This window comes from Mycobacterium barrassiae, from assembly GCF_025822765.1.
Lineage (GTDB): Bacteria > Actinomycetota > Actinomycetes > Mycobacteriales > Mycobacteriaceae > Mycobacterium > Mycobacterium barrassiae.
Genome location: NZ_JACKUK010000029.1, coordinates 169897 through 187821, shown reverse-complemented (window position 1 = coordinate 187821; position 17925 = coordinate 169897). Strand labels below are relative to the sequence as shown.

The 17925-nt window shown below is 66.0% G+C and carries 18 protein-coding genes; 14 read left to right on the top strand and 4 right to left on the bottom strand.

Annotation, left to right across the window (positions count from 1 at the left end; translation table 11 throughout):
- Positions 1-3: 3 nt before the first annotated feature.
- From H7J93_RS20545 to H7J93_RS20495, 11 genes are all read left to right on the top strand, one after another.
- Positions 4-1653, top strand: a complete 1650-nt coding sequence (locus H7J93_RS20545; RefSeq protein ID WP_267308153.1) for a virulence factor Mce family protein — start codon at positions 4-6, stop codon at positions 1651-1653.
- On the top strand, positions 1653-2813 hold the full coding sequence (locus H7J93_RS20540) for a virulence factor Mce family protein (protein ID WP_267308152.1): 1161 nt from the start codon (positions 1653-1655) through the stop codon (positions 2811-2813). Before H7J93_RS20545 ends, H7J93_RS20540 begins: the two co-directional genes overlap by 1 nt.
- A 3-nt stretch (positions 2814-2816) precedes the next feature.
- Positions 2817-4382, top strand: coding sequence for an MCE family protein (locus H7J93_RS20535; RefSeq protein ID WP_267308151.1), 1566 nt, complete (start codon positions 2817-2819; stop codon positions 4380-4382).
- A complete protein-coding gene (locus tag H7J93_RS20530; RefSeq protein WP_267308150.1) occupies positions 4352-5005 on the top strand; it encodes an Rv1363c family protein in 654 nt (217 codons plus the stop codon). The genes H7J93_RS20535 and H7J93_RS20530 overlap by 31 nt, the downstream gene beginning before the upstream one ends.
- On the top strand, positions 5002-5976 hold the full coding sequence (locus H7J93_RS20525; RefSeq protein ID WP_267308149.1) for an RDD family protein: 975 nt from the start codon (positions 5002-5004) through the stop codon (positions 5974-5976). Before H7J93_RS20530 ends, H7J93_RS20525 begins: the two co-directional genes overlap by 4 nt.
- A complete protein-coding gene (locus H7J93_RS20520; RefSeq protein ID WP_267308148.1) occupies positions 5973-6524 on the top strand; it encodes an Rv1363c family protein in 552 nt (183 codons plus the stop codon). Before H7J93_RS20525 ends, H7J93_RS20520 begins: the two co-directional genes overlap by 4 nt.
- Positions 6491-7339 (top strand): mammalian cell entry protein, encoded by an 849-nt coding sequence (locus H7J93_RS20515; RefSeq protein ID WP_267308147.1) that lies wholly within the window; start codon positions 6491-6493, stop codon positions 7337-7339. Before H7J93_RS20520 ends, H7J93_RS20515 begins: the two co-directional genes overlap by 34 nt.
- A gap of 19 nt (positions 7340-7358) precedes the next feature.
- Positions 7359-8039: a YoaK family protein gene (locus tag H7J93_RS20510; protein WP_267308146.1), complete on the top strand. Its 681-nt coding sequence runs from the start codon at positions 7359-7361 to the stop codon at positions 8037-8039.
- A gap of 9 nt (positions 8040-8048) precedes the next feature.
- Positions 8049-8879, top strand: coding sequence for an SDR family NAD(P)-dependent oxidoreductase (locus H7J93_RS20505; protein ID WP_267308145.1), 831 nt, complete (start codon positions 8049-8051; stop codon positions 8877-8879).
- A gap of 1 nt (position 8880) precedes the next feature.
- Positions 8881-9648: a fructosamine kinase family protein gene (locus H7J93_RS20500; RefSeq protein WP_267308144.1), complete on the top strand. Its 768-nt coding sequence runs from the start codon at positions 8881-8883 to the stop codon at positions 9646-9648.
- 160 nt (positions 9649-9808) lie between these two features.
- Entirely contained in the window at positions 9809-12391 is a 2583-nt protein-coding gene (locus H7J93_RS20495) for an alpha/beta hydrolase family protein (RefSeq protein ID WP_267308143.1), read from the top strand.
- Here the strand turns inward: H7J93_RS20495 and H7J93_RS20490 are convergent.
- Entirely contained in the window at positions 12388-13413 is a 1026-nt protein-coding gene (locus H7J93_RS20490) for a phosphodiester glycosidase family protein (RefSeq protein ID WP_267308341.1), read from the bottom strand. The two genes, H7J93_RS20495 and H7J93_RS20490, sit on opposite strands and share 4 nt — an antisense overlap.
- Before the next feature lie 218 nt (positions 13414-13631).
- On the opposite strand from H7J93_RS20490, the gene H7J93_RS20485 reads away from it, so the two are divergent.
- Positions 13632-14081, top strand: coding sequence for an SRPBCC family protein (locus H7J93_RS20485; protein ID WP_267308142.1), 450 nt, complete (start codon positions 13632-13634; stop codon positions 14079-14081).
- The gene (locus H7J93_RS20480) at positions 14078-14356 is read left to right on the top strand and encodes a GlsB/YeaQ/YmgE family stress response membrane protein (RefSeq protein WP_267308141.1); all 279 of its coding nucleotides are present in this window, start codon (positions 14078-14080) and stop codon (positions 14354-14356) included. The genes H7J93_RS20485 and H7J93_RS20480 overlap by 4 nt, the downstream gene beginning before the upstream one ends.
- On the opposite strand, the gene H7J93_RS20475 is transcribed toward H7J93_RS20480, so the two are convergent.
- Both H7J93_RS20475 and H7J93_RS20470 read right to left on the bottom strand, forming a co-directional pair.
- On the bottom strand, positions 14353-15660 hold the full coding sequence (locus tag H7J93_RS20475; RefSeq protein WP_267308140.1) for a PQQ-dependent sugar dehydrogenase: 1308 nt from the start codon (positions 15658-15660) through the stop codon (positions 14353-14355). The two genes, H7J93_RS20480 and H7J93_RS20475, sit on opposite strands and share 4 nt — an antisense overlap.
- The gene (locus H7J93_RS20470; protein WP_267308139.1) at positions 15638-16399 is read right to left on the bottom strand and encodes a pirin family protein; all 762 of its coding nucleotides are present in this window, start codon (positions 16397-16399) and stop codon (positions 15638-15640) included. The genes H7J93_RS20475 and H7J93_RS20470 overlap by 23 nt, the downstream gene beginning before the upstream one ends.
- 67 nt (positions 16400-16466) lie before the next feature.
- Between H7J93_RS20470 and H7J93_RS20465 the strand changes: the two genes are divergently transcribed.
- Positions 16467-16913, top strand: a complete 447-nt coding sequence (locus H7J93_RS20465) for a MarR family winged helix-turn-helix transcriptional regulator (RefSeq protein WP_267308340.1) — start codon at positions 16467-16469, stop codon at positions 16911-16913.
- 10 nt (positions 16914-16923) lie between these two features.
- Here the strand turns inward: H7J93_RS20465 and H7J93_RS20460 are convergent, their stop codons facing one another.
- Positions 16924-17907 carry a sigma-70 family RNA polymerase sigma factor gene (locus H7J93_RS20460; protein WP_267308138.1) on the bottom strand — a complete coding sequence of 328 codons (984 nt, stop codon included), beginning with the start codon at positions 17905-17907 and terminating at the stop codon, positions 16924-16926.
- Positions 17908-17925 lie beyond the last annotated feature (18 nt).

Sequence of the window (17925 nt, the reverse complement as noted above, 5' to 3'; positions counted from 1 at the left end):
CCGATGTCGACGATCTTCAACGTTCGAAACATGAAGCTGCCGCAGGTATCTCGTGCCGCGGTCATCATCGGCACCCTCGTGGTGATCCTCGGGCTGGTGGCCGCGTTCGTGGGGTGGAACCTGTACAAGAGGTTGACCACCAACACCGTGGTCGCCTACTTCACCGACACGCTGGCGCTGTACCCCGGTGACAAGATCCAGATCATGGGCGTCAGGGTCGGCAACATCGACTCGATCGAGCCGGCGGGCGACAAGATGAAGGTCACCTTCACCTACGACAACAAGTTCAAGGTGCCCGCCAACGCCACCGCGTCGATCCTGAACCCCAGCCTGGTTGCATCCCGCGTCATTCAGTTGTCACCGCCGTACACGGGCGGACCGGTGATGGAGGACAACGCGGTCATCCCGTTGGACCGCACCCAGGTTCCGGTGGAGTACGACGAGCTGCGCGACTCCATCAACCGCATCCTGCGGGATTTGGGGCCGACGCCGGAGCAGCCCAAGGGTCCCTTCGGCGACATCATCGAATCGGCCGCCGACGGATTCGCGGGCAAGGGCGAAGAGCTCAACCGGACGCTGAACGGTCTGTCCGAAGCGCTGTTCGCACTCAACGAGGGCCGCGACGACTTCTTCGGCGTGGTCAAGAGTCTGGCCCTGTTTGTCAACGCGCTCTACAAGAGCGATCAGCAGTTCGTCGCGCTCAACAACGACCTCGCGTCGTTCACCAGCGCGTTCACCAACACCAACCGTGAGGTCGCCAACGCGCTGCAGGACCTCAACTCGCTGCTGTCGACCACCCGGCAGTTCCTCGACGAGAACGCCGAGGTGCTGACCCACGACATCAACAACCTGGCCGACACCACCAACGCGATCCTGCAGCCCGACGCTAAGGACGGGCTGGAGACCGCGCTGCATGTGTTCCCCACGCTGGGCGCCAACCTGATGAACATCATTTCCCCGGTCACCGGCGGCGTGATGGGCATCCCGGTCATCAACAACTTCGCCAACCCGATCCAGTTCATCTGCAGCTCGATCCAGGCAGGCAGTCGGTTGGGCTATCAGGAGTCGGCCGAGATGTGCGCGCAGTACCTCGCCCCGATCCTGGACGCGATCAAGTTCAACTTCCCGCCGTTCGGTGTCAACCAGTTCAGCTCGGCGATGACGCTGCCCAAGCACATCGCCTACTCCGAGCCGAGGCTGCAGCCGCCGCCGGGCTACAAGGACACGACCGTGCCGGGCATCTGGTCGCGTGACACGTTGTTCTCACACGGCAATCACGAGCAGGGGTGGGTGACCGCACCCGGTATGCAGGGCATCCAGGTGCAGCCGTTCACCGCGAACATGATGTTCCCGGAGTGCCTCGCCGAGTTGATGGGCGGTCCGGACTGCGTGATCCCGCCTGCACCGCCGACGTTCGGCGGTCCGCATCAGGCCGGCCCACCGGACGCGTACACGGAGAACAACCCCCTGCCCCCGCCGTGGTACCCGCAGCCGGGGCCGCCGCCAGGACCCGCCCCCGGTGTGATCCCGGGTGATCCGGGCAGCGCGGCAATGACCGGTCCGCTGCCGGCCCCAGGGCGCGGCCCCGGACCCGCACCGGCGGCACCCGCCGTCGTACCCGCCGGACCACCGCTACCCGCTGAGGCAGGCTGATGATGACCGGTCGCAGATGGAGTCGAATCGCGCTACGCACCGTCGCGCTCGCCGCGATCGCGCTGGTGCTCAGCTCGTGCGGTGTGTGGCCATGGCGGGGCATCTCCAATGTCGAGCTGCCCGGCGGCCCGGGCACCGGTTCGGAGCGGATGACGGTTTACGTCCAGATGCCGGATACGTTGGCGCTCAACGTCAACAGCCGCGTCCGGGTGGCCGATGTGTTCGTCGGACGGGTCCGGGCCATCGAGTTGAAAAACTGGGTGGCGACGCTGACGCTGGACATGGAGCCCAACCTCGGGTTGCCGTCCAACGCGCTGGCCAGGATCGGACAGACCAGCCTGCTGGGCAGTCAGCACGTCGAACTGGAGCCGCCGCCGGATCCCTCGGATCAGCCCCTGCGCAGTGGCGACACGATCCCGTTGAAGAACAGCTCGGCGTTCCCGAGCACCGAGCGGGTGCTGGCGAGCATCGCCACCATTCTGCGCGGCGGCGGGGTGCAGAACCTCGAGACCATCCAGACCGAGATCTTCAACGTGCTCAACGGCCGCGCCGACCAGATCCGGGAGTTCCTCAACAAGCTCGACACGTTCACCGACGAGCTGAACAAGCAGACCGAGGACATCACCCGCGCCATCGATTCCACCAACCGGCTGCTGTCGATCGTGGCGCAGCGCAACGACACGCTGGATCAGGTGCTGACCGAATTCCCGCCGCTGATCAAGCATTTCGCGGACACCCGCGACCTGTTCGCCGACGCCGTGGAGGCGCTGGGCCGCATCAGCCTCGCCGCGGACAACGCGTTGGCGCCCGCGAGCGACAATCTGCACACCAACCTGCAGAACCTGCAGCGGCCGCTGAAGCAGCTGGGCCGGGCGTCGCCGTACGTCATCGGCGCGCTCAAACTGCTTCTCACCGCACCGTTCTCGATCGAGAACATTCCGAAGGTGGTGCGCGGTGACTATCTCAACGCATCGCTGACGGTCGATCTGACCCTGTCCGCGCTCGATAACACGGTTCTGTCGGGTACGGGAGTCTCGGGCATGCTGCGGGCACTCGAGCAGGCTTGGGGACGCGATCCGGCGACCATGATCCCGGATGTTCGCTTCACGCCGAACCCGCACAACGTTCCGGGCGGACCGCTTGTGGAAAGGGGTGAGTGAGCAGTGTTGACCAGATTGATCAAGGTCCAGCTGGTGCTGTTCACCATCCTGACCGTCATCGCGGTCGTGGTGCTGGGCTGGTACTACCTGCGCCTGCCCAGCCTGGTGGGCATCGGACAGTACGAACTGCACGCCGAACTGCCCCGTTCCGGTGGCCTGTACGCCACGGCCAACGTGACGTACCGCGGCACGCAGATCGGAAAGGTCACCAGCGTGGTGCCCACCGAGACCGGTGCGCACGCGACGATGAGCATCGAAAACCGGTACAAAATTCCCGCGGACGCGACGGCGAATGTGCATTCGGTGTCGGCGATCGGCGAGCAGTATCTGGACCTGGTGTCGACCGGTAATCCCGGTCAGTACCTCAGTCCCGGCTCGACCATCACCGAGAGCACCGTGCCGAGCGAGGTGGGTCCGGCACTGGACGCGGCCAACGACGGCCTGTCCGTGCTGCCCAAGGAGAAGATCGACGCCCTCCTCACCGAAACCGCCAACGCCGTAGGCGGTTTGGGTCCGTCGCTGCAACGCCTCGTCGACTCGACCACCAACCTCGCCGAGGGTTTCAGGGACAACCTGCCGCAGGTCGACGACATCATCGCCAACTCGGCGCCGATCCTGGACAGCCAGGTGCAGTCCGGCGACAACATCGAACAGTGGTCGCGCGATTTGAACATCATCGCTTCGCAGGCCGCTGAGCAGGACGCTGCGCTGCGCAGCGGTCTCGAGCAGGCGGCGCCCACCGCGGACCAGGTGAACGCGGTGTTCACCGGCGTGCGGGATTCGCTGCCTCAAACGCTGGCCAACCTGTCGATCGTCATCGACATGCTCAAGCGGTACAACAAGGGTCTGGAGCAGACGCTGGTGATCCTGCCGCAGGGCGCGGCGGCCAGCCAGGCGGGCACGTTGTTCGAAGACCTCGGCCAGCTGCCTCTCGCGCTGTCGATCAACCAGCCGCCGCCGTGCCTCACCGGGTTCCTGCCCGCGTCGGAATGGCGGTCGCCTGCCGACACCAGCATGGCGCCGCTGCCCAAGAACACCTACTGCAAGATCCCGAAGGACTACCAGGGCAACGTCGTTCGCGGTGCGCGCAACTACCCGTGCGTCGACGTGCCGGGTAAGCGGGCGGCCACCCCGATGGAATGCCGCAGCAACGAACCGTACGTTCCGCTCGGCACCAACCCGTGGTACGGCGATCCGAACCAGATCCTGTCCTGCCCCGCGCCAGGTGCGCGCTGCGACCAGGGGGTGAATCCCGGGCGCGGTGTCATCCCGGCCCCTTCGGTCAACAACGGCATGAACCCCATGCCCGCCGACCAGCTGCCTCCGCCGCAGTCCACCGCGCCGATCAGTGACCCGCTCAGTCCTCCCGGCCAGGGCACCGTCACGTGCAGTGGACAACAACCCAACCCGTGCATCTACACTCCGGCACCAGGACCTCCCGGCTCCACGGCCGTCTACAGCCCAGCTAGCGGTCAGGTGGTGGGACCTGACGGCGTCAGGTACAACGTCAGCAATTCAAAGACCCCAGGAGACGACGGATGGAAGGAGATGCTGGCACCCGCCAGCTGAACCCCACCGATGCTGATCAGGCGCCCGACGAGTCGTTAGCAGTATCCCCACAGCCAGAAACCACCGAACCCGAAGAGCCGCAGACCGCAGAAGCCCCCGCCGAACCGGGTGACACCCGCCGCCCGTCGCGGTTGGGCCGCGGCTGGGTCGCCGGTATTTGTGCGACGTTGCTGATCCTCGCCGCCGCAGGCGGGGTCGCCGGCTATCTCGCACTGAAGGCGAACCAGCAGAGCGAGGAGAACGCGCTGAAGGAGGCCGCCGCCCTCCAGGCCGCCAGGGACTGCGTGGCCGCCACCCATGCGCCCGATGTCACGGCGATGACCGCCGCTCAGTCGAAGATCATCGAATGCTCGACGGGTGATTTCGGGGCGCAGGCGAGCCTGTACAGCGGTGTCCTGGTGGACGCCTACCAGGCGGCGAACGTCAAGGTGCAGGTGTCCGACATGCGGGCCGCCGTGGAACGTCACAACGACGACGGCTCCTTCGACGTCATGGTCGCGGTGCGGGTGAAGGTGACCAACTCCGAGGCCGCCGACCAGGAGCAGGGCTACCGGCTGCGGCTGCGGATGGCGCCCGACGAGGGCACCTACAAAATCGCGAAGCTGGACCAGGTCACCTCGTGACCGCTGTACTGGACACCGTGGACGAGAAGCCCGACACCGCGGTGACGCCCGAACCGCCGCTGGCGACCTGGCCGGCCCGGGCCGGCGCGTTCGCCATCGACGTGCTGCTGGGCGTCGCGGTGATCGCGACCATGGCGGTGTCGGCGTGGAGCGCACCGTGGCGCGGCTGGTTGTGGTGGGTCTTCGTCGGCACGGCGGCGCTGACCATCGTGGCGATGGCGGTGAACCGTCTGCTGCTTCCCACGATGACCGGATGGAGCCTGGGCAGAGCGCTTTTCGGTATCGCGGTGCGTACGCGCGACGGCGCCGCACCGGGGGTGCTGCGGCTGGTCGGCCGCGATGTGGCGCACCTCCTGGACACCGCGGCGTTGTTCATCGGGTGGCTCTGGCCGCTGTGGGATGGTCGCCGCCGGACGTTCGCCGATCTGCTGCTCCGCACCGAGGTGCACGCTGTCGAACGCACACCGCGCGATGTGCGCAGGCCGACGGGGGCGGTCCTGATCGCCGCGACGGTGGTGTGCGCATTGGCCGTCGGACTGAGCTATGCGATGGTGTACCGGCCGGAGCGGGCGGTCGACATCGCCCGCCAGCAGATCGCCGAGCAGGGACCAAGAATCGTCGAGCAGATGCTGAGCTACACCAAGGACACTCTGCCGCAAGACTTTTCACGCGCACAGTCGCTGACCACAGACGGCTACCGGGACCAGTTGATCGCGCAACAGCAGGCGGTGCTCCAGGCCGGTGCGACCTCCAACGAGTATTGGGCCGTCAGCAGCGCGGTGCTGTCGGCGTCGGCGGACAAGGCGGCGATGTTGGTCGCGTTGCAGGGCCAGCGCGGTACCGATCCGAAGGATCTGAAGTTCATCACCGCGACGTTGCGGGTGGACTTCGAGAAGTCGAGCGACGGTCAATGGGAGGTCGGCAATCTCACGGTCTTGAAGAAACCACTGATGGAAGCGGGTGGCCAATGAGCCCGCGGCGCAAGATCGAGGCCGACGAGCCCGACTTCTTCGAGGTGAAGCCACAACCACCGCGTCGTTGGGGCCTGCCGGTACTCGCCGCGGTGGTGTCGCTGTTGCTCGCGGCAGCGCTGACCGCGGGCACCCTGATGTTCCTCAGCCATCGCAGCGATGTCCGTACCAGGGCCAATGACGCCCAAGTGCTGGATTACGTCCAGGCGTTCATGACGACGTACACGACGCTGGATCCGTTCAACGCCAACGCGTACGTCGAACGGATTCTTGGCGAAGGCACCGGTGAGTTCGCGAGCATGTTCAAGGAGAAGCAGAACGAGATCCTGATACAGGTTGCACAGGCGGAGCCGACGACCGGCACCGTGGTGGCAGCGGGTGTCCAACGCTGGAACGACAACGGCAGCGCCGACGTCCTGGTCGCCACGAAGATCAGTTCGAAGTCGCCGGACGGGAAGTCGACGATCGAAAGCGGAAACCGCTGGGTCGCAACGGCAATCAAGGAAGGACAGCAGTGGAAGATCAGCCAGCTGATCCAGGTGATCTGACCACCGACGCCGAAGCGGCGGACGCCTCATCGCCGGCCGAACCACGCCGTCGGAGGTTCTCGCTGCGACGCCGACCGAAAGCCACTGAGCCCGAATCGGTTTCCGAGCAGCCGCCGGAAGAGGAGATCGCCCCGACGCCGCCCAAGCCCGTCGGCAAAGCGCGACGTGCCCGCCAGGCGCGAAAGCCCGAGCCGACCACCACCGAGCCTGCGGAGCCGGCCGAAACCGTCGCCTCCGAGGAGCCCGTCGAGGCCGAGGATTCCGAACCCGGCGAGGGCCGCGTCCTCGTTCCGCATCGCCCCGCAGGTAAGCGATTGATCGTCGCCGCCATCGTCGCCGCAGTCCTTTTCGTCGGCGGCGCCGCCTTCGCGGGCGCGACGTTGCAGCCGTACCTGGCCGAGCGCGCGGCCGTCGACACGAAGCTCGACGTCGCCAGGACGGCGGCCAGCGCGATCTCCACGCTGTGGACCTACACGCCCGACAACATGGAGTCGCTGCCGGACCGCGCGGAGGTGTTCCTGGGTGGCGACTTCGCCAACGAGTACCGCAAGTACATCGACGCGATCGTCGCGCCCAACAAGCAGGCGCAGGTCACCAACACCACCCAGGTGATGGGTGCGGCCGTGGAGTCGTTGTCCGCCGACGAGGCCACCGCGCTCGTGTACACCAACTCCGTGGCCACCAGCCCGGTGACCAAGAACATCCCGTCGCTGCGCTACCTGTCGTACCGGCTGACGATGCAGCGCAAAGACGCGAAGTGGCTGATCACCAAGATGTCCACCGTGACGTCGTTCGATCTCACGCCGCAGTTGTAGGCCGGACGATCCGCCGCCCGTGGCCGTCGAATCACCGGTCTCTTCACGCCTGACGTACCTCGCCCTACTTCTGCTGACGTTCGCGACCGGCCTCGTCGATGCGGTCAGTGTGTTGGAGCTCGGCCATGTGTTCGTCGCGAACATGACGGGCAACGCCATCTTCCTCGGCTTCTGGTTGGCCCCCTCCACGGTGGTGGACGTGACCGCGGCGTTCGTCGCGGTGTTCTGCTTCGTGATCGGTGCGGTGCTCGGCGGCCGGTTGGCTCGGCACCTCGACCGCGAGGTCAGGCACTGGCTCGCCGTCGCCCTCTCCCTCGAGGTCGTTTTGCTTGTCGCGCTGGCGATCCTGGCGGGCTCGGGAATCCTCGACTACCACGACCGCACGAAGCTGTTTTTGATCGCGGGGCTGGCGGTCACGTTCGGGATCCAGAACTCCACGGCGCGCCAGTTCGGCATCCAGGAGCTGTCCACCACCGTCCTGACGACGACCATCTCGGGGATCGGCTTCGACAGTCGCCTGGCCGGGGGCACCGGTGAGCGCGAGAAGCTGCGGTTCAGCGTCATCTTCGCGATCCTCTCCGGCGCCGCGCTCGGCGCGACACTGACGCGGTTCGCGGTCGCACCCGTGATCGGGTTGGCCGCCGCCGTGGTGGCGAGCAGCGCGGCCATCTTCTGGTTCGGTGGACGGCGGGCGCACTAGTCTCCACCTATGCCATCAGTACTCGTCACGGGCGCATCACGCGGTATCGGCAAGGGGATCGTCGAACATCTGGCCGCCCGCGGCTGGGACGTCATCGCCGGGGTACGCAGCCGGGAAGATGCCGACGCGGTCACCAAGCTCGACCCGCAACGGGTGTCGTCGGTGATCCTCGACGTCACCTCGTCCGACGACATCGCGGCCTTGGAGGCATCGCTTCCGGAGCGACTCGACGCGGTCGTCAACAACGCGGGTATCGCCGTCGGCGGTGCGATGGAGACGTTGAGCACCGAGGAGTGGCGAAAACAACTGGAGATCAACGTCATCGGCCAGTTCGCCGTCACTCGCGCGGTGCTGCCGCGGCTCCGCAAGTCCCGTGGCCGCATCGTGTTTATCTCGAGCGTCAACGGGCGGATGTCGATGCCTCTGGTCGGTGCGTATGCGGCCAGCAAGTTCGCGTTGGAGGCGGCGGCCGACGCACTGCGAATGGAGTTGACTCCCTGGAAGATCCGCGTCATCGTCGTCGAGCCCGCACAGACCGACACCGACATGTGGCGGACCGCGGACGACATGGTGGCAGAACTGGAGGCGGGTCTTACGCCCGAGCACAGGAGCCTCTACGCCAGGCACATCGCGGGATTCAAGAAGATGATCCCGATGTCGCAGCGCATCGCCGTTCCCACCGAGAAGGTGTCCGCCGTCGTCGAGGAGGCGCTCACCGCCCGTCGGCCCCGCGCCCGCTACATCGTCGGACTCGCCCCCAAGGCACAGGTGGCGTTGATGACAGCGCTACCCACAAAAGTGCGCGACGTCGCGCTACGGAAGGTGACCGGCCAACCGTAGGATGCCGACCTTCGTCAAACGCAACCCCAACGCGCCCGCGGGCTTCTTCGCCTGTGAAGCTGCAGGGCTGCAGTGGCTTTCAGCTGCCGAGGGTGGGGTGCCGTGTGCCCGTGTCATCGGGTACGACGAGTCCAGTCTGACGCTGGAACGTCTCGTGTCCGTTCGGCCCGACCGTGACGCCGCATACGAGTTCGGCCGTCGGCTGGCTCGTACCCACGACGCCGGCGCCGATGCTTTCGGTGCGCCACCGGCCGGATGGACCGGGGCCGGCTTCTTCGGGCCGCTGCACCATCCACTCCCGATGTCGATGACCGGATTCGACAGTTGGGGAACGTTCTACGCCCGTGAGCGGCTGGCGCCGATGGCCGCACGCGCCGCCGCCCTCCTGGCGCCGTCGGCACGCGGTGCGATCGAGGCGGTGATCGACCGGTGCCAACGCGGCGACTTCGACGATGACGACCGCCCGGTCCGCCTGCACGGCGACCTGTGGAGCGGCAACGTCATGTGGACGCCGGGTGGCGTCACGCTCATCGACCCCGCGGCGCACGGCGGCCACCGGGAGACCGACCTGGCCATGCTGGCGCTGTTCGGCTGCCCATTTCTGGGTGCGGTCCTCGAGGGCTATCAGCGCCAGCATCCCCTTGCCGACGGCTGGCAGGAGCGGGTCCCGTTGCATCAGCTGTTTCCGTTGCTCGTGCATGTGGCGCTGTTCGGGGCCGGGTACGTCGATCAGACCGCGACGGCTGCGGCGCGGGCGCTGGCAAACTGACAAGTTGCTGTATTCACAGCTCGCGACGCTTTTTGAAGGAATAGGCACAGTCCCAACACATTCCGTGCGCAAGAATTCTTGGAAACGTTAGCCAGAATTTTACGGTCCTGTTACGGTGCCTCCCGGAGGTTCAAGATCACGGGGGTCGAAGGCTGGTTAGATGCCAGGCAAGCACCGCAAAGTGCGCCGTTCGCCCAAAAGACGGGTCGTCCGCACCTCGCAGCGTGTCGGGGCAATCGGCGCAGCAACCGCCACCGCCGCCGCGCTGACCGTCGGAGTCCCTGCCGAACCCAAGGTCGACAACACCGCCGCAGGATTGGTCAAGAGAAACTTCAACCTGACGGCGACCGTCAATCCGTGGCAGTTCTCCGATCTGACGTTCGGCCCCGATGCCGCCTCCTATGACGCCTTCCAGACCAATGCAGACCTGATCATCCGCGCCATCGTCGAGAGCAACAACCGCGCTGCGGTGTTGCAGGAGGCGGGGATCGATCTCCCCGAGATCGTCAAGGGCGCGTTGGCCAACCCAAACCTCCTGCTCAGCTCGGCGCTCGGCGAGGTGTTGGGCCAGATCCCCATCGACCTCGGCCAGTCGCTGGGCGGCGTCTACGGGGAGGCCACGCCTCTCGTGCTTCAGGCCTTGGAAGAGCTGTACCCCGAGACGGGTGGAGTCAGCGACCTGCTCAGCCTGCTCAATCTGGTCGGTCTCGATCTCAGCGATCCGCTCGATCTCGAAGATCGCGATATTCCAGGGCTCAACGTCGTCACCGCAGGTCCGGTCTTCACGCTGCTGAAGATGCTCGGCGTGGATCTCGGATGGGTACCCGGACTGCCCAACTCTGTCGCCAACGAGATCAACAACACCGGTTACCTGCAGGTCGGTGCCGACGGCCTGCTCAGCACCGTCGTTGAGCGGCTGACCGACACGCAGCCGGGCAATCCGTTGATCGACCAACTCCAAGCGGTCATCGACAACCTGCCGGTCGACGCCCCGGAGGCAACCCAGGTGCGGGTGCCCGTGACGATGGGCGTCGGACTGGGTGCTTTCGCCATCGCAACGGCATACGACAAGGTCGTTGCCGACCTACCCAACCAGCCCGGCGGCCTCAACTACACAGGCGATCCGGCGCAGGGCAGCGTGACCGTGCTGCCGATGCTCCTGCTGTTCAATCCGGCCCGCCCCAACGGCGGGGCGCTGGCCCGCTTCTACCCGATGTTCGACTCGACAGACATCAACGTCGTCAATCCGGTCACGGAGATAACCACCAACGGCACTGCGACGATCATTCCGATGCTGATCGACATCGGTGTTGCGTACCATCCGCTGTCTGACCTCGCAGCGTCCCCGAATCTGTTCTCGCTGGCCAACAACGTCATGGCGGGGCTGTTTCCGACTTACATGCTGCGCGGCCTCGACTTCGATGCCGTCCGGGAACAGGTCGACGCTCAAATCGCCGAGGCGACGGCCAGCGCCGCGGAGGGAAATCCGTTGGCGCTCAACCTGTACGTGACGATCCCGCCTGTCACACTGCCGCTGCTCGAACCGCTGTACCTGTTGGGGGACGCCGTCAACATGATGGGTGGTCCGCAGCTCAACTGGATCACCAGGTTGGCGAACGCGTTGGCGCCCGCGTTGACGAGCCTGGTCAACCTCGGGTACACGGACGTGTTCTACAACCCGGCGACAGGTGCGTTCGAACGATCGTTCGCCGACGCAGGCACACCAACACCGTTCGCGACCCGCCCGACTTTCGACTTGGGCTTTGTGATCGGGGTGATACTGACCCAATTGGTGGTCGGCTTCTACCGGGAATTCCTCAGCGGGAACCCGACTCCCCCCACCCCGAATGTGCTGGCGACCCTCTCCAACCTGCTCAACGGCAGCCTGTTCGGAGCAGTGGCGGGCGCACTGAGTTCCATTGTGGTGGCCCCGCCGGGGGACGAGGAAGACCCGTCCTCGTCCGAGAACGACCTCGTGGCTACGGAGTCTACTGAGGAGGCCGAGGACGACGAATCACTCCTAGAGGCAGCGCTTTTCAGCGCGGAGGAAGAGTCGAGCGGTGAGGAACTCGATGAGGTCGAGGGGTTCCTCGTCGAGAAGGCCACGCTCGACGAAAACGTCTCCGAGGTGGCTGCTCTCGAGGTGGAGGTCGACGCTGAAGAGGTCGACGCTGAAGAGGTCGACGCTGAAGAGGTCGACACGGTCTTTTCGGAGGACACGGTCTTTTCGGAAGGCACAGTCAACGTCGAAGGAGGCCGCGAGGAAGCGAATTCCAACGAGCGCACCGTCAGCCAGAACCACACGGTCAGCCAGAGCGATGCCAACGTCGACGACGCGTCTGACTCGTACTCACCCCGGCACGCCAAGTCCGAGAACACCTCCGACTCCTATACACCGCGACATGCCAAGCCCGACGACACGTCTGGGTCGTCCACACCCAGGCACGCCAAGCCTGACGACTCGTCTGGGTCGTCCACACCCCGACATGCCAAGACGGAGACGGAAGGTTCCGGCGGATCGATCATTCGGGACACCGCGAATGCGTTCCGCCCCGGCGGGATCACCCCGAAGCGTTCCGGCGGCGGACGCCACGCTGCCGCCGATGTCGCCGCCACCAACACCTCCGCGGGCGCGGCCACCGATTCCGCCTCGGACGCCGGGACGTCGGGCGCTGGTTCCTCCGACAGTGGTTCGTCGGGCAGTGGTTCGTCGGGCAGTGATTCCTCGGGCGCTGCCGCCTAGTTGAACGCCAGCCAGCTCGGCAACGCGCGCTCACGGGAGTCGCACAACACCTGACGTGTGTCGCAGTTACCGTCCGGCACACCGGCACCCGCCCACATTCCGCCGGTGTCGCGGCGCAGGACGATTGACGACGAACCCCCGCCGTCGAGCAGCACGGCCGTATCGCTACCGAGGCCGCGGAACAGATCCTGGATCTGATCCGGCGTGTAGCTGCCGCCCTGGAAGACGTACATCTCGTCCTTGCCCCTGCTATATGCGAGGGCGGTGCGCGCAGCGCTCGGACCGCCGTCGTTGAGCTGACCGGTATCGCCCGGCGACAACAACCCGATGCCAGCGACGGCGACGAATCGAGTGCCCTTGTCGATGAGGTCCTGAATGACGGGGGAGGCGGCGTCGTAGTCGTCGGGACTCTTCGGAGGTAGCACGAACGGCGCCCCGGCGACAGGAAGGATCATGGTGGACAACGCTTTCCAGTGTTCGTTGCCGCCCGACAGGCCCTGCTTGCCCGCGTACGCGAGGGTGCCCGTCACCACGGTGTTGGCGCGGCCCTGTCCGCGGGTGTTGTCGACGTAGGCCCCCAGCGGCGAGCTGCAGCCGGTCGACTTCCATGAGCCACCCTTCTGGGGCCGGATATCGAAGAAGTTCGCGTTGATGGCGATGGTCGGCTGACCCAACGCCTGCCAAGCCTGCAGTGGGGAGAAGATCTCGGACGCCTGTAGCAGTCCCTCGCGGGTACGTGCGCGCGGATCGCGTTCGCAGCGGGACTGATATCCGCGGTGCGAATCGACAAGCAGTCGCGGGGCGAGCCGCTGTGACGCCGACTTGATGATCATCAGCCGACCGCCGTTGCTCATCTCGTACCACTTGCCGCCCGCGTTGAGCATCGGCGCGGGATGGCCGCCGCCGAAGTTGTAGACGAGGTACGAACCGCGGGTGTTCGCGATGGCGCCGGCGAGCAGATCCCGGCCGCTCGCGGCGCCGGCGTTCGGGGCGGCTGTCGTCGACAACGCAGCGAACGACATCAGCGCGGCGACCCATGCCGCGAAGCGCCGAAATATCGTCACTGGACTGGACAATGTGGCCCCTTCAAGACAGCTAACTGAGATCACATTAACCTCGCCAGCAACCCTGTCAACTTTCGTAACAAGTCGATCACGATCGGATTTCGACCGACGATCACGCCGTCGGCAACCCCGAGAGCCCGCGGGTTATATCCGCGCGAAGCGGGTAACCGCACCGCATGCCCACCGTGTCGCGCACGTTTTCGGTCAGCCCCCCGCCGCATCAGGTCATCGGCTACCTCAAGGATTTCGCCAACGCCGTCGAGTGGGATCCGGGCACACAGATCTGCACTCGCACCGACAGCGGCGCCATCCAACAAGGCGCATCCTGGCGCAACGTCTCGCGGATCTTCGGCGTGACAACCGAACTGACCTACACCCTGGACAGCCTGTCCGACAGCACCATCGTGTTCGTCGGAAAGAACAAGTCGGCGACGTCGGTCGAGCGGATCTACATCGACGCCGCCAACACGGGTTCGGTGATCACCTATCGCAACGAGCTCGAAATGCACGGGTGGCTATCACTTTTCAGCCCGGTCATGAAGCTGGCCTTCGAAAAGCTGGCCAATGACACAGAGAAACAGTTGACGTCGGTACTCAACCGGCTACCTATAGAGGAGAAAAGATGATCGGCACCATTCTCAGCGCGATCGTGGTCGGCTTGATCGTGGGAGCACTCGCTCGCCTCATCATGCCGGGCAAGCAGGCGATCGGCGTGATCATGACGATCGTGCTCGGCGCTATCGGGTCATTCCTCGGGACCTGGCTGACCTACCAGCTCGGCTACTCGAACTCGAACGGTGGGTGGGAGTTCATCCCGTTCCTCGTCGGTGTCGTCATCGCGATCGTGCTGATCGCCATTTACGTCGGCATCACCGGGAAGCGGGACCACTCGGTCCGTTAGCGCGGCGGCGGGGCCAGCCGGTAGACGGCGTCGGCGTAGTCGTCGGTGATGTACACCGCGCCGTCCGGTCCCGTGGCCGCGGCCACCGGCCGGCCCCACCGTGAGCCGTCGGCGGACTGAAAGCCGCCAACGAGCGTCTGCTGGTTGCCCAATTCACCATCGCGCCAGGCGAAGAAGGCCACTTCGGGCTCACGGGGCGGTTCCCTGTTCCAGGACCCGTGCACGCCGATGAGCGCCCCGCTGGCATACGGCTCCGGCAGGACGCCTTCGGTGAAACTCATCCCCAGGGGCGCTGCGTGCGCACCCAGGCTCTGTTCGATGGGCGGCAGCGACTCGCAGTCCATCCGGCTGCCGTCGGCGTTCGTCTGCACGTCGCGGATCAACGGCATATTCGCCGGCCCGCCGTCGGGATTGCAGTAGGGCCACCCCAATTCACGGCCCGGGGTCAGGCGGGCGACTGATTCCGGCGGATGCTCGTCGACGTACTCGGGGTCCACCTCACCGGTCTCAGGATTGGCGACGTTGTCGCGGTTGTTGACCGCCGTCCACACCGACCCGTCGGGCGCGATCGCCAGCCCCGTGCCGTTGCGGACGCCGGTCGCGAACGCTTCAGCAGGTCCGCCGCCTGGAGGAATTCGCATGATTGTCGCGCGCGGCGGGTCTGCGTCGCGGTCATCGGCCGTGATGTTCCCCCTGGACCCGATCGAGAAGTACACCGCGCCGTCCTCGCCGACGACGACACTCTTGAGCGCATGGTGATAGCTGCCGCGAAGGTCCTGGCTGTCGGCGTCGGGGAGTCCGGCCATTACGGTCCGCCCGTTGACCGCGGCGCCGTCGATGTAGTCGTAGACATCGATCTGATCGCTTTCCGCGACGTACAAGGTGTCACCCGCGAACGCCATGCCATGCGGCTGGTCGAGTCCTTTGAGGAGCACCGATCGTGTCGGCCCGTCGTCAGTCGGGCGCAACGCGACGACCTCACCGGTGCTCGGTACGGAGATCAGCAGTACGCCGTCGGGTGCCCACGCCGCGAACCTGGGTTTCGGCATCCGAGCCCACACCGACATCGTCCAACCCTGCGGCACGAGCGCTTGCCGCGGCTCATCGAATGGCCCCTGCGCCATGTCGGGGGGCACCTGCACGGGCACCGGGGACAGGCCTTGGGCGGAAGCGGTGGTCGGGCCGGCGGACGGCGGCGGTTCAGGGCTTGTGCTCTGGGGATCCGGAGCTGTCGAGCACGCCGCAAGCAGTGCCACACTGGCGAGGCAAGCCCCAATCCGATTACGCCGCAGCCAAACCCGCATGCATCTCCCAGACCAATATCTCAGCGGGTGCGCTGGCGGTGACGCGTTGGCCGCCGGAAGCGGTGAACCGCACCGCGTCACCCTCGTGCAGCGTGCCCGCGCCCTCGAGCATCACCTCACCGCGGGGCACGAACAGGTGTAGGTATGGCGCGGAGGGTAATTCGACGCTCTCGCCCGCCTGCAGGCGCGCGCCGTGCAGTGCCGCGCTTCTGTTGCGGATGCTGATCGCGGCCTGATCGCGGTGTGCGGGGATTCCGGAGGCGATGGTCACCAGGCCGCCGCGCAGCAGTTCGTCATCGATCTCGAGCTGCTGGTAACCGGGATCGATGCCGGACTCGTCGGGGATCACCCACATCTGCACGAAATGTACGGGCTCCGTGTGCGATTGCCCGCCCGTCAACGTCCAGGAGTCGTTCTTCTCGGAATGCAGGATTCCCCGCCCCGCTGACATCCGTTGAGCCAGGCCGGGATAGATCACGCCGGAGTTCCCTGTCGAGTCCTGGTGAACGAGCGATCCCCGTAGCACCCAGGTGACGATCTCCATGTCACGGTGCGGGTGCGTCTCGAATCCCGTGCCCGGTTTCACGATGTCGTCGTTGTTGACCAGGAGCAGGCCGTGGTGGGTGTTGTCGGGGTCGTAGTGGCTGCCGAACGAGAAGGAGTGCTTGGAGTCGAGCCAGTCGATCCTGGTCTTCGCGCGGTCGTCGGCGCGGCGGATGTCTACTGTCGGGGCGGTCATCGCGATCCTCTCGCTCGGGGCCCAGCCTAGGGGCGGCCACTGGACAGGACAACTTGCATGATGTGTCATATATTCCGTGTGGTTGACCGACGAACAGCAGCAGATCTGGCGCAACTATCTGGCCATGACCAGCCGGCTGCAGACGGCGATGCACCGTCAGCTCCAGCAGGACTGTGAGCTCTCGCTGGCGGACTACGACGTCCTGGTCGCCTTGACCGAGCGCGGGCCGCTGCGGATCAACGAACTCGGCGAGGTGCTGGCCTGGGAACAGAGCCGGCTGTCGCATCAACTGCGACGTATGCGCGGGCGCGGCCTCGTGGAACGGCAGGGAAGTGACGACGACCGGCGCGGCGCCACCGTCGAGATCACCGACGGCGGTCGTGCTGCCCTGGAATTGGCCGCGCCGGGACATGTCGAGTTGGTGCGCAGCGCCCTGTTCGACGGCATGCCGGCTGAACAACTGCGGGCGTTCGGCGTGATGGCGCGGCAGGTCGCCGAGCGGCTGGCCCGATGAGCGCGTCGACTTAGAGCGTGTCGGGCAGGCCCCACTTCGCGAACGACGTCATGTGGAACGCGACGACGTGGGAGATGCCGTCGGGGGTCACGGCCAGCACATGCATCTGAAAGGGCTCGTGGACACCGGTCTCGCGGTTGCGCATGTACATCGCGCCCGCGGGCTGGCCGTTGGCGACCGTGGGGATGAACCGCATATCCCCTGGCCCCTCGGCCGGGCAGTGCGTCTTCGACAGCAGGACGATGTTCTGCGGGCCCTGGTACCAGCCGTCGAACGGCGGCATCTCCCACACCGCGTCCTCGGTGAACAGCTCGACGAGCTTGTCCATGTCGTAGTTCTCGAACGCGGCGATGTACCGCGTCAGCAGATCCTTGGCCTCATCCGACTCCGGCGCCTCGAGACGGTCGTCCTCGCTGGGGTTGATGGCGTCGAGTTGCGCCCGTGCCCGCTGCAGCAGGCTGTTGACCGCGGCCGTCGATGAGCCGATCGCGTCGGCTACCTCAGCGGCCTTCCACTGCAGTACCTCGCGCAACACGAGCACCGCGCGTTGCCGGGGGGACAGGTGCTGTATCGCTGCGACGAACGCGAGCCGCACCGATTCGCGCGAACCGACGATGTCGGACGGGTCGGTCGAATCGTCGGGGATGGGCTCCAGCCACGGCACTTCCTCGCGCGCGACGATGTCGTCGACCGGGTCCGAGCTGGGCGCACCGAGGCCGGTCGGCAGCGGTCGCCGCTGGCGGTTGTCCAACGCCGTCAGGCACGTATTCGTCGCGATCCGGTACAGCCACGTGCGGACCGACGATTTGCCCTGGAACCCCTTATACGACTTCCACGCCCGCAGGTACGTTTCCTGCACCAGATCCTCGGCGTCGTGCAGGGACCCGGTCATCCGATAGCAGTGTGCGAGCAGCTCCCGGCGATATCGCTGGGCATCCGCCAGGAACGCGTCCTCGGCGCTGCCGTCGTCGAGATTGTGAGCCAGGACTGTCATCTCGCCGAGCTTAATCAG

Excerpts from the sequence above, each read along its gene's own strand:
- H7J93_RS20520 (WP_267308148.1), top strand. The coding sequence starts at position 5,973 with ATGAGCCCGCGGCGCAAGATCGAGGCCGACGAGCCCGACTTCTTCGAG.
- H7J93_RS20460 (WP_267308138.1), bottom strand. The coding sequence starts at position 17,907 with ATGACAGTCCTGGCTCACAATCTCGACGACGGCAGCGCCGAGGACGCG.
- H7J93_RS20480 (WP_267308141.1), top strand. The coding sequence starts at position 14,078 with ATGATCGGCACCATTCTCAGCGCGATCGTGGTCGGCTTGATCGTGGGA.
- H7J93_RS20505 (WP_267308145.1), top strand. The coding sequence starts at position 8,049 with ATGCCATCAGTACTCGTCACGGGCGCATCACGCGGTATCGGCAAGGGG.
- H7J93_RS20530 (WP_267308150.1), top strand. The coding sequence starts at position 4,352 with ATGGAAGGAGATGCTGGCACCCGCCAGCTGAACCCCACCGATGCTGAT.
- H7J93_RS20540 (WP_267308152.1), top strand. The coding sequence starts at position 1,653 with ATGATGACCGGTCGCAGATGGAGTCGAATCGCGCTACGCACCGTCGCG.
- H7J93_RS20490 (WP_267308341.1), bottom strand. The coding sequence starts at position 13,413 with ATGTCGTTCGCTGCGTTGTCGACGACAGCCGCCCCGAACGCCGGCGCC.
- H7J93_RS20485 (WP_267308142.1), top strand. The coding sequence starts at position 13,632 with ATGCCCACCGTGTCGCGCACGTTTTCGGTCAGCCCCCCGCCGCATCAG.
- H7J93_RS20500 (WP_267308144.1), top strand. The coding sequence starts at position 8,881 with ATGCCGACCTTCGTCAAACGCAACCCCAACGCGCCCGCGGGCTTCTTC.
- H7J93_RS20545 (WP_267308153.1), top strand. The coding sequence starts at position 4 with ATGTCGACGATCTTCAACGTTCGAAACATGAAGCTGCCGCAGGTATCT.
- H7J93_RS20470 (WP_267308139.1), bottom strand. The coding sequence starts at position 16,399 with ATGACCGCCCCGACAGTAGACATCCGCCGCGCCGACGACCGCGCGAAG.
- H7J93_RS20495 (WP_267308143.1), top strand. The coding sequence starts at position 9,809 with ATGCCAGGCAAGCACCGCAAAGTGCGCCGTTCGCCCAAAAGACGGGTC.
- H7J93_RS20475 (WP_267308140.1), bottom strand. The coding sequence starts at position 15,660 with ATGCGGGTTTGGCTGCGGCGTAATCGGATTGGGGCTTGCCTCGCCAGT.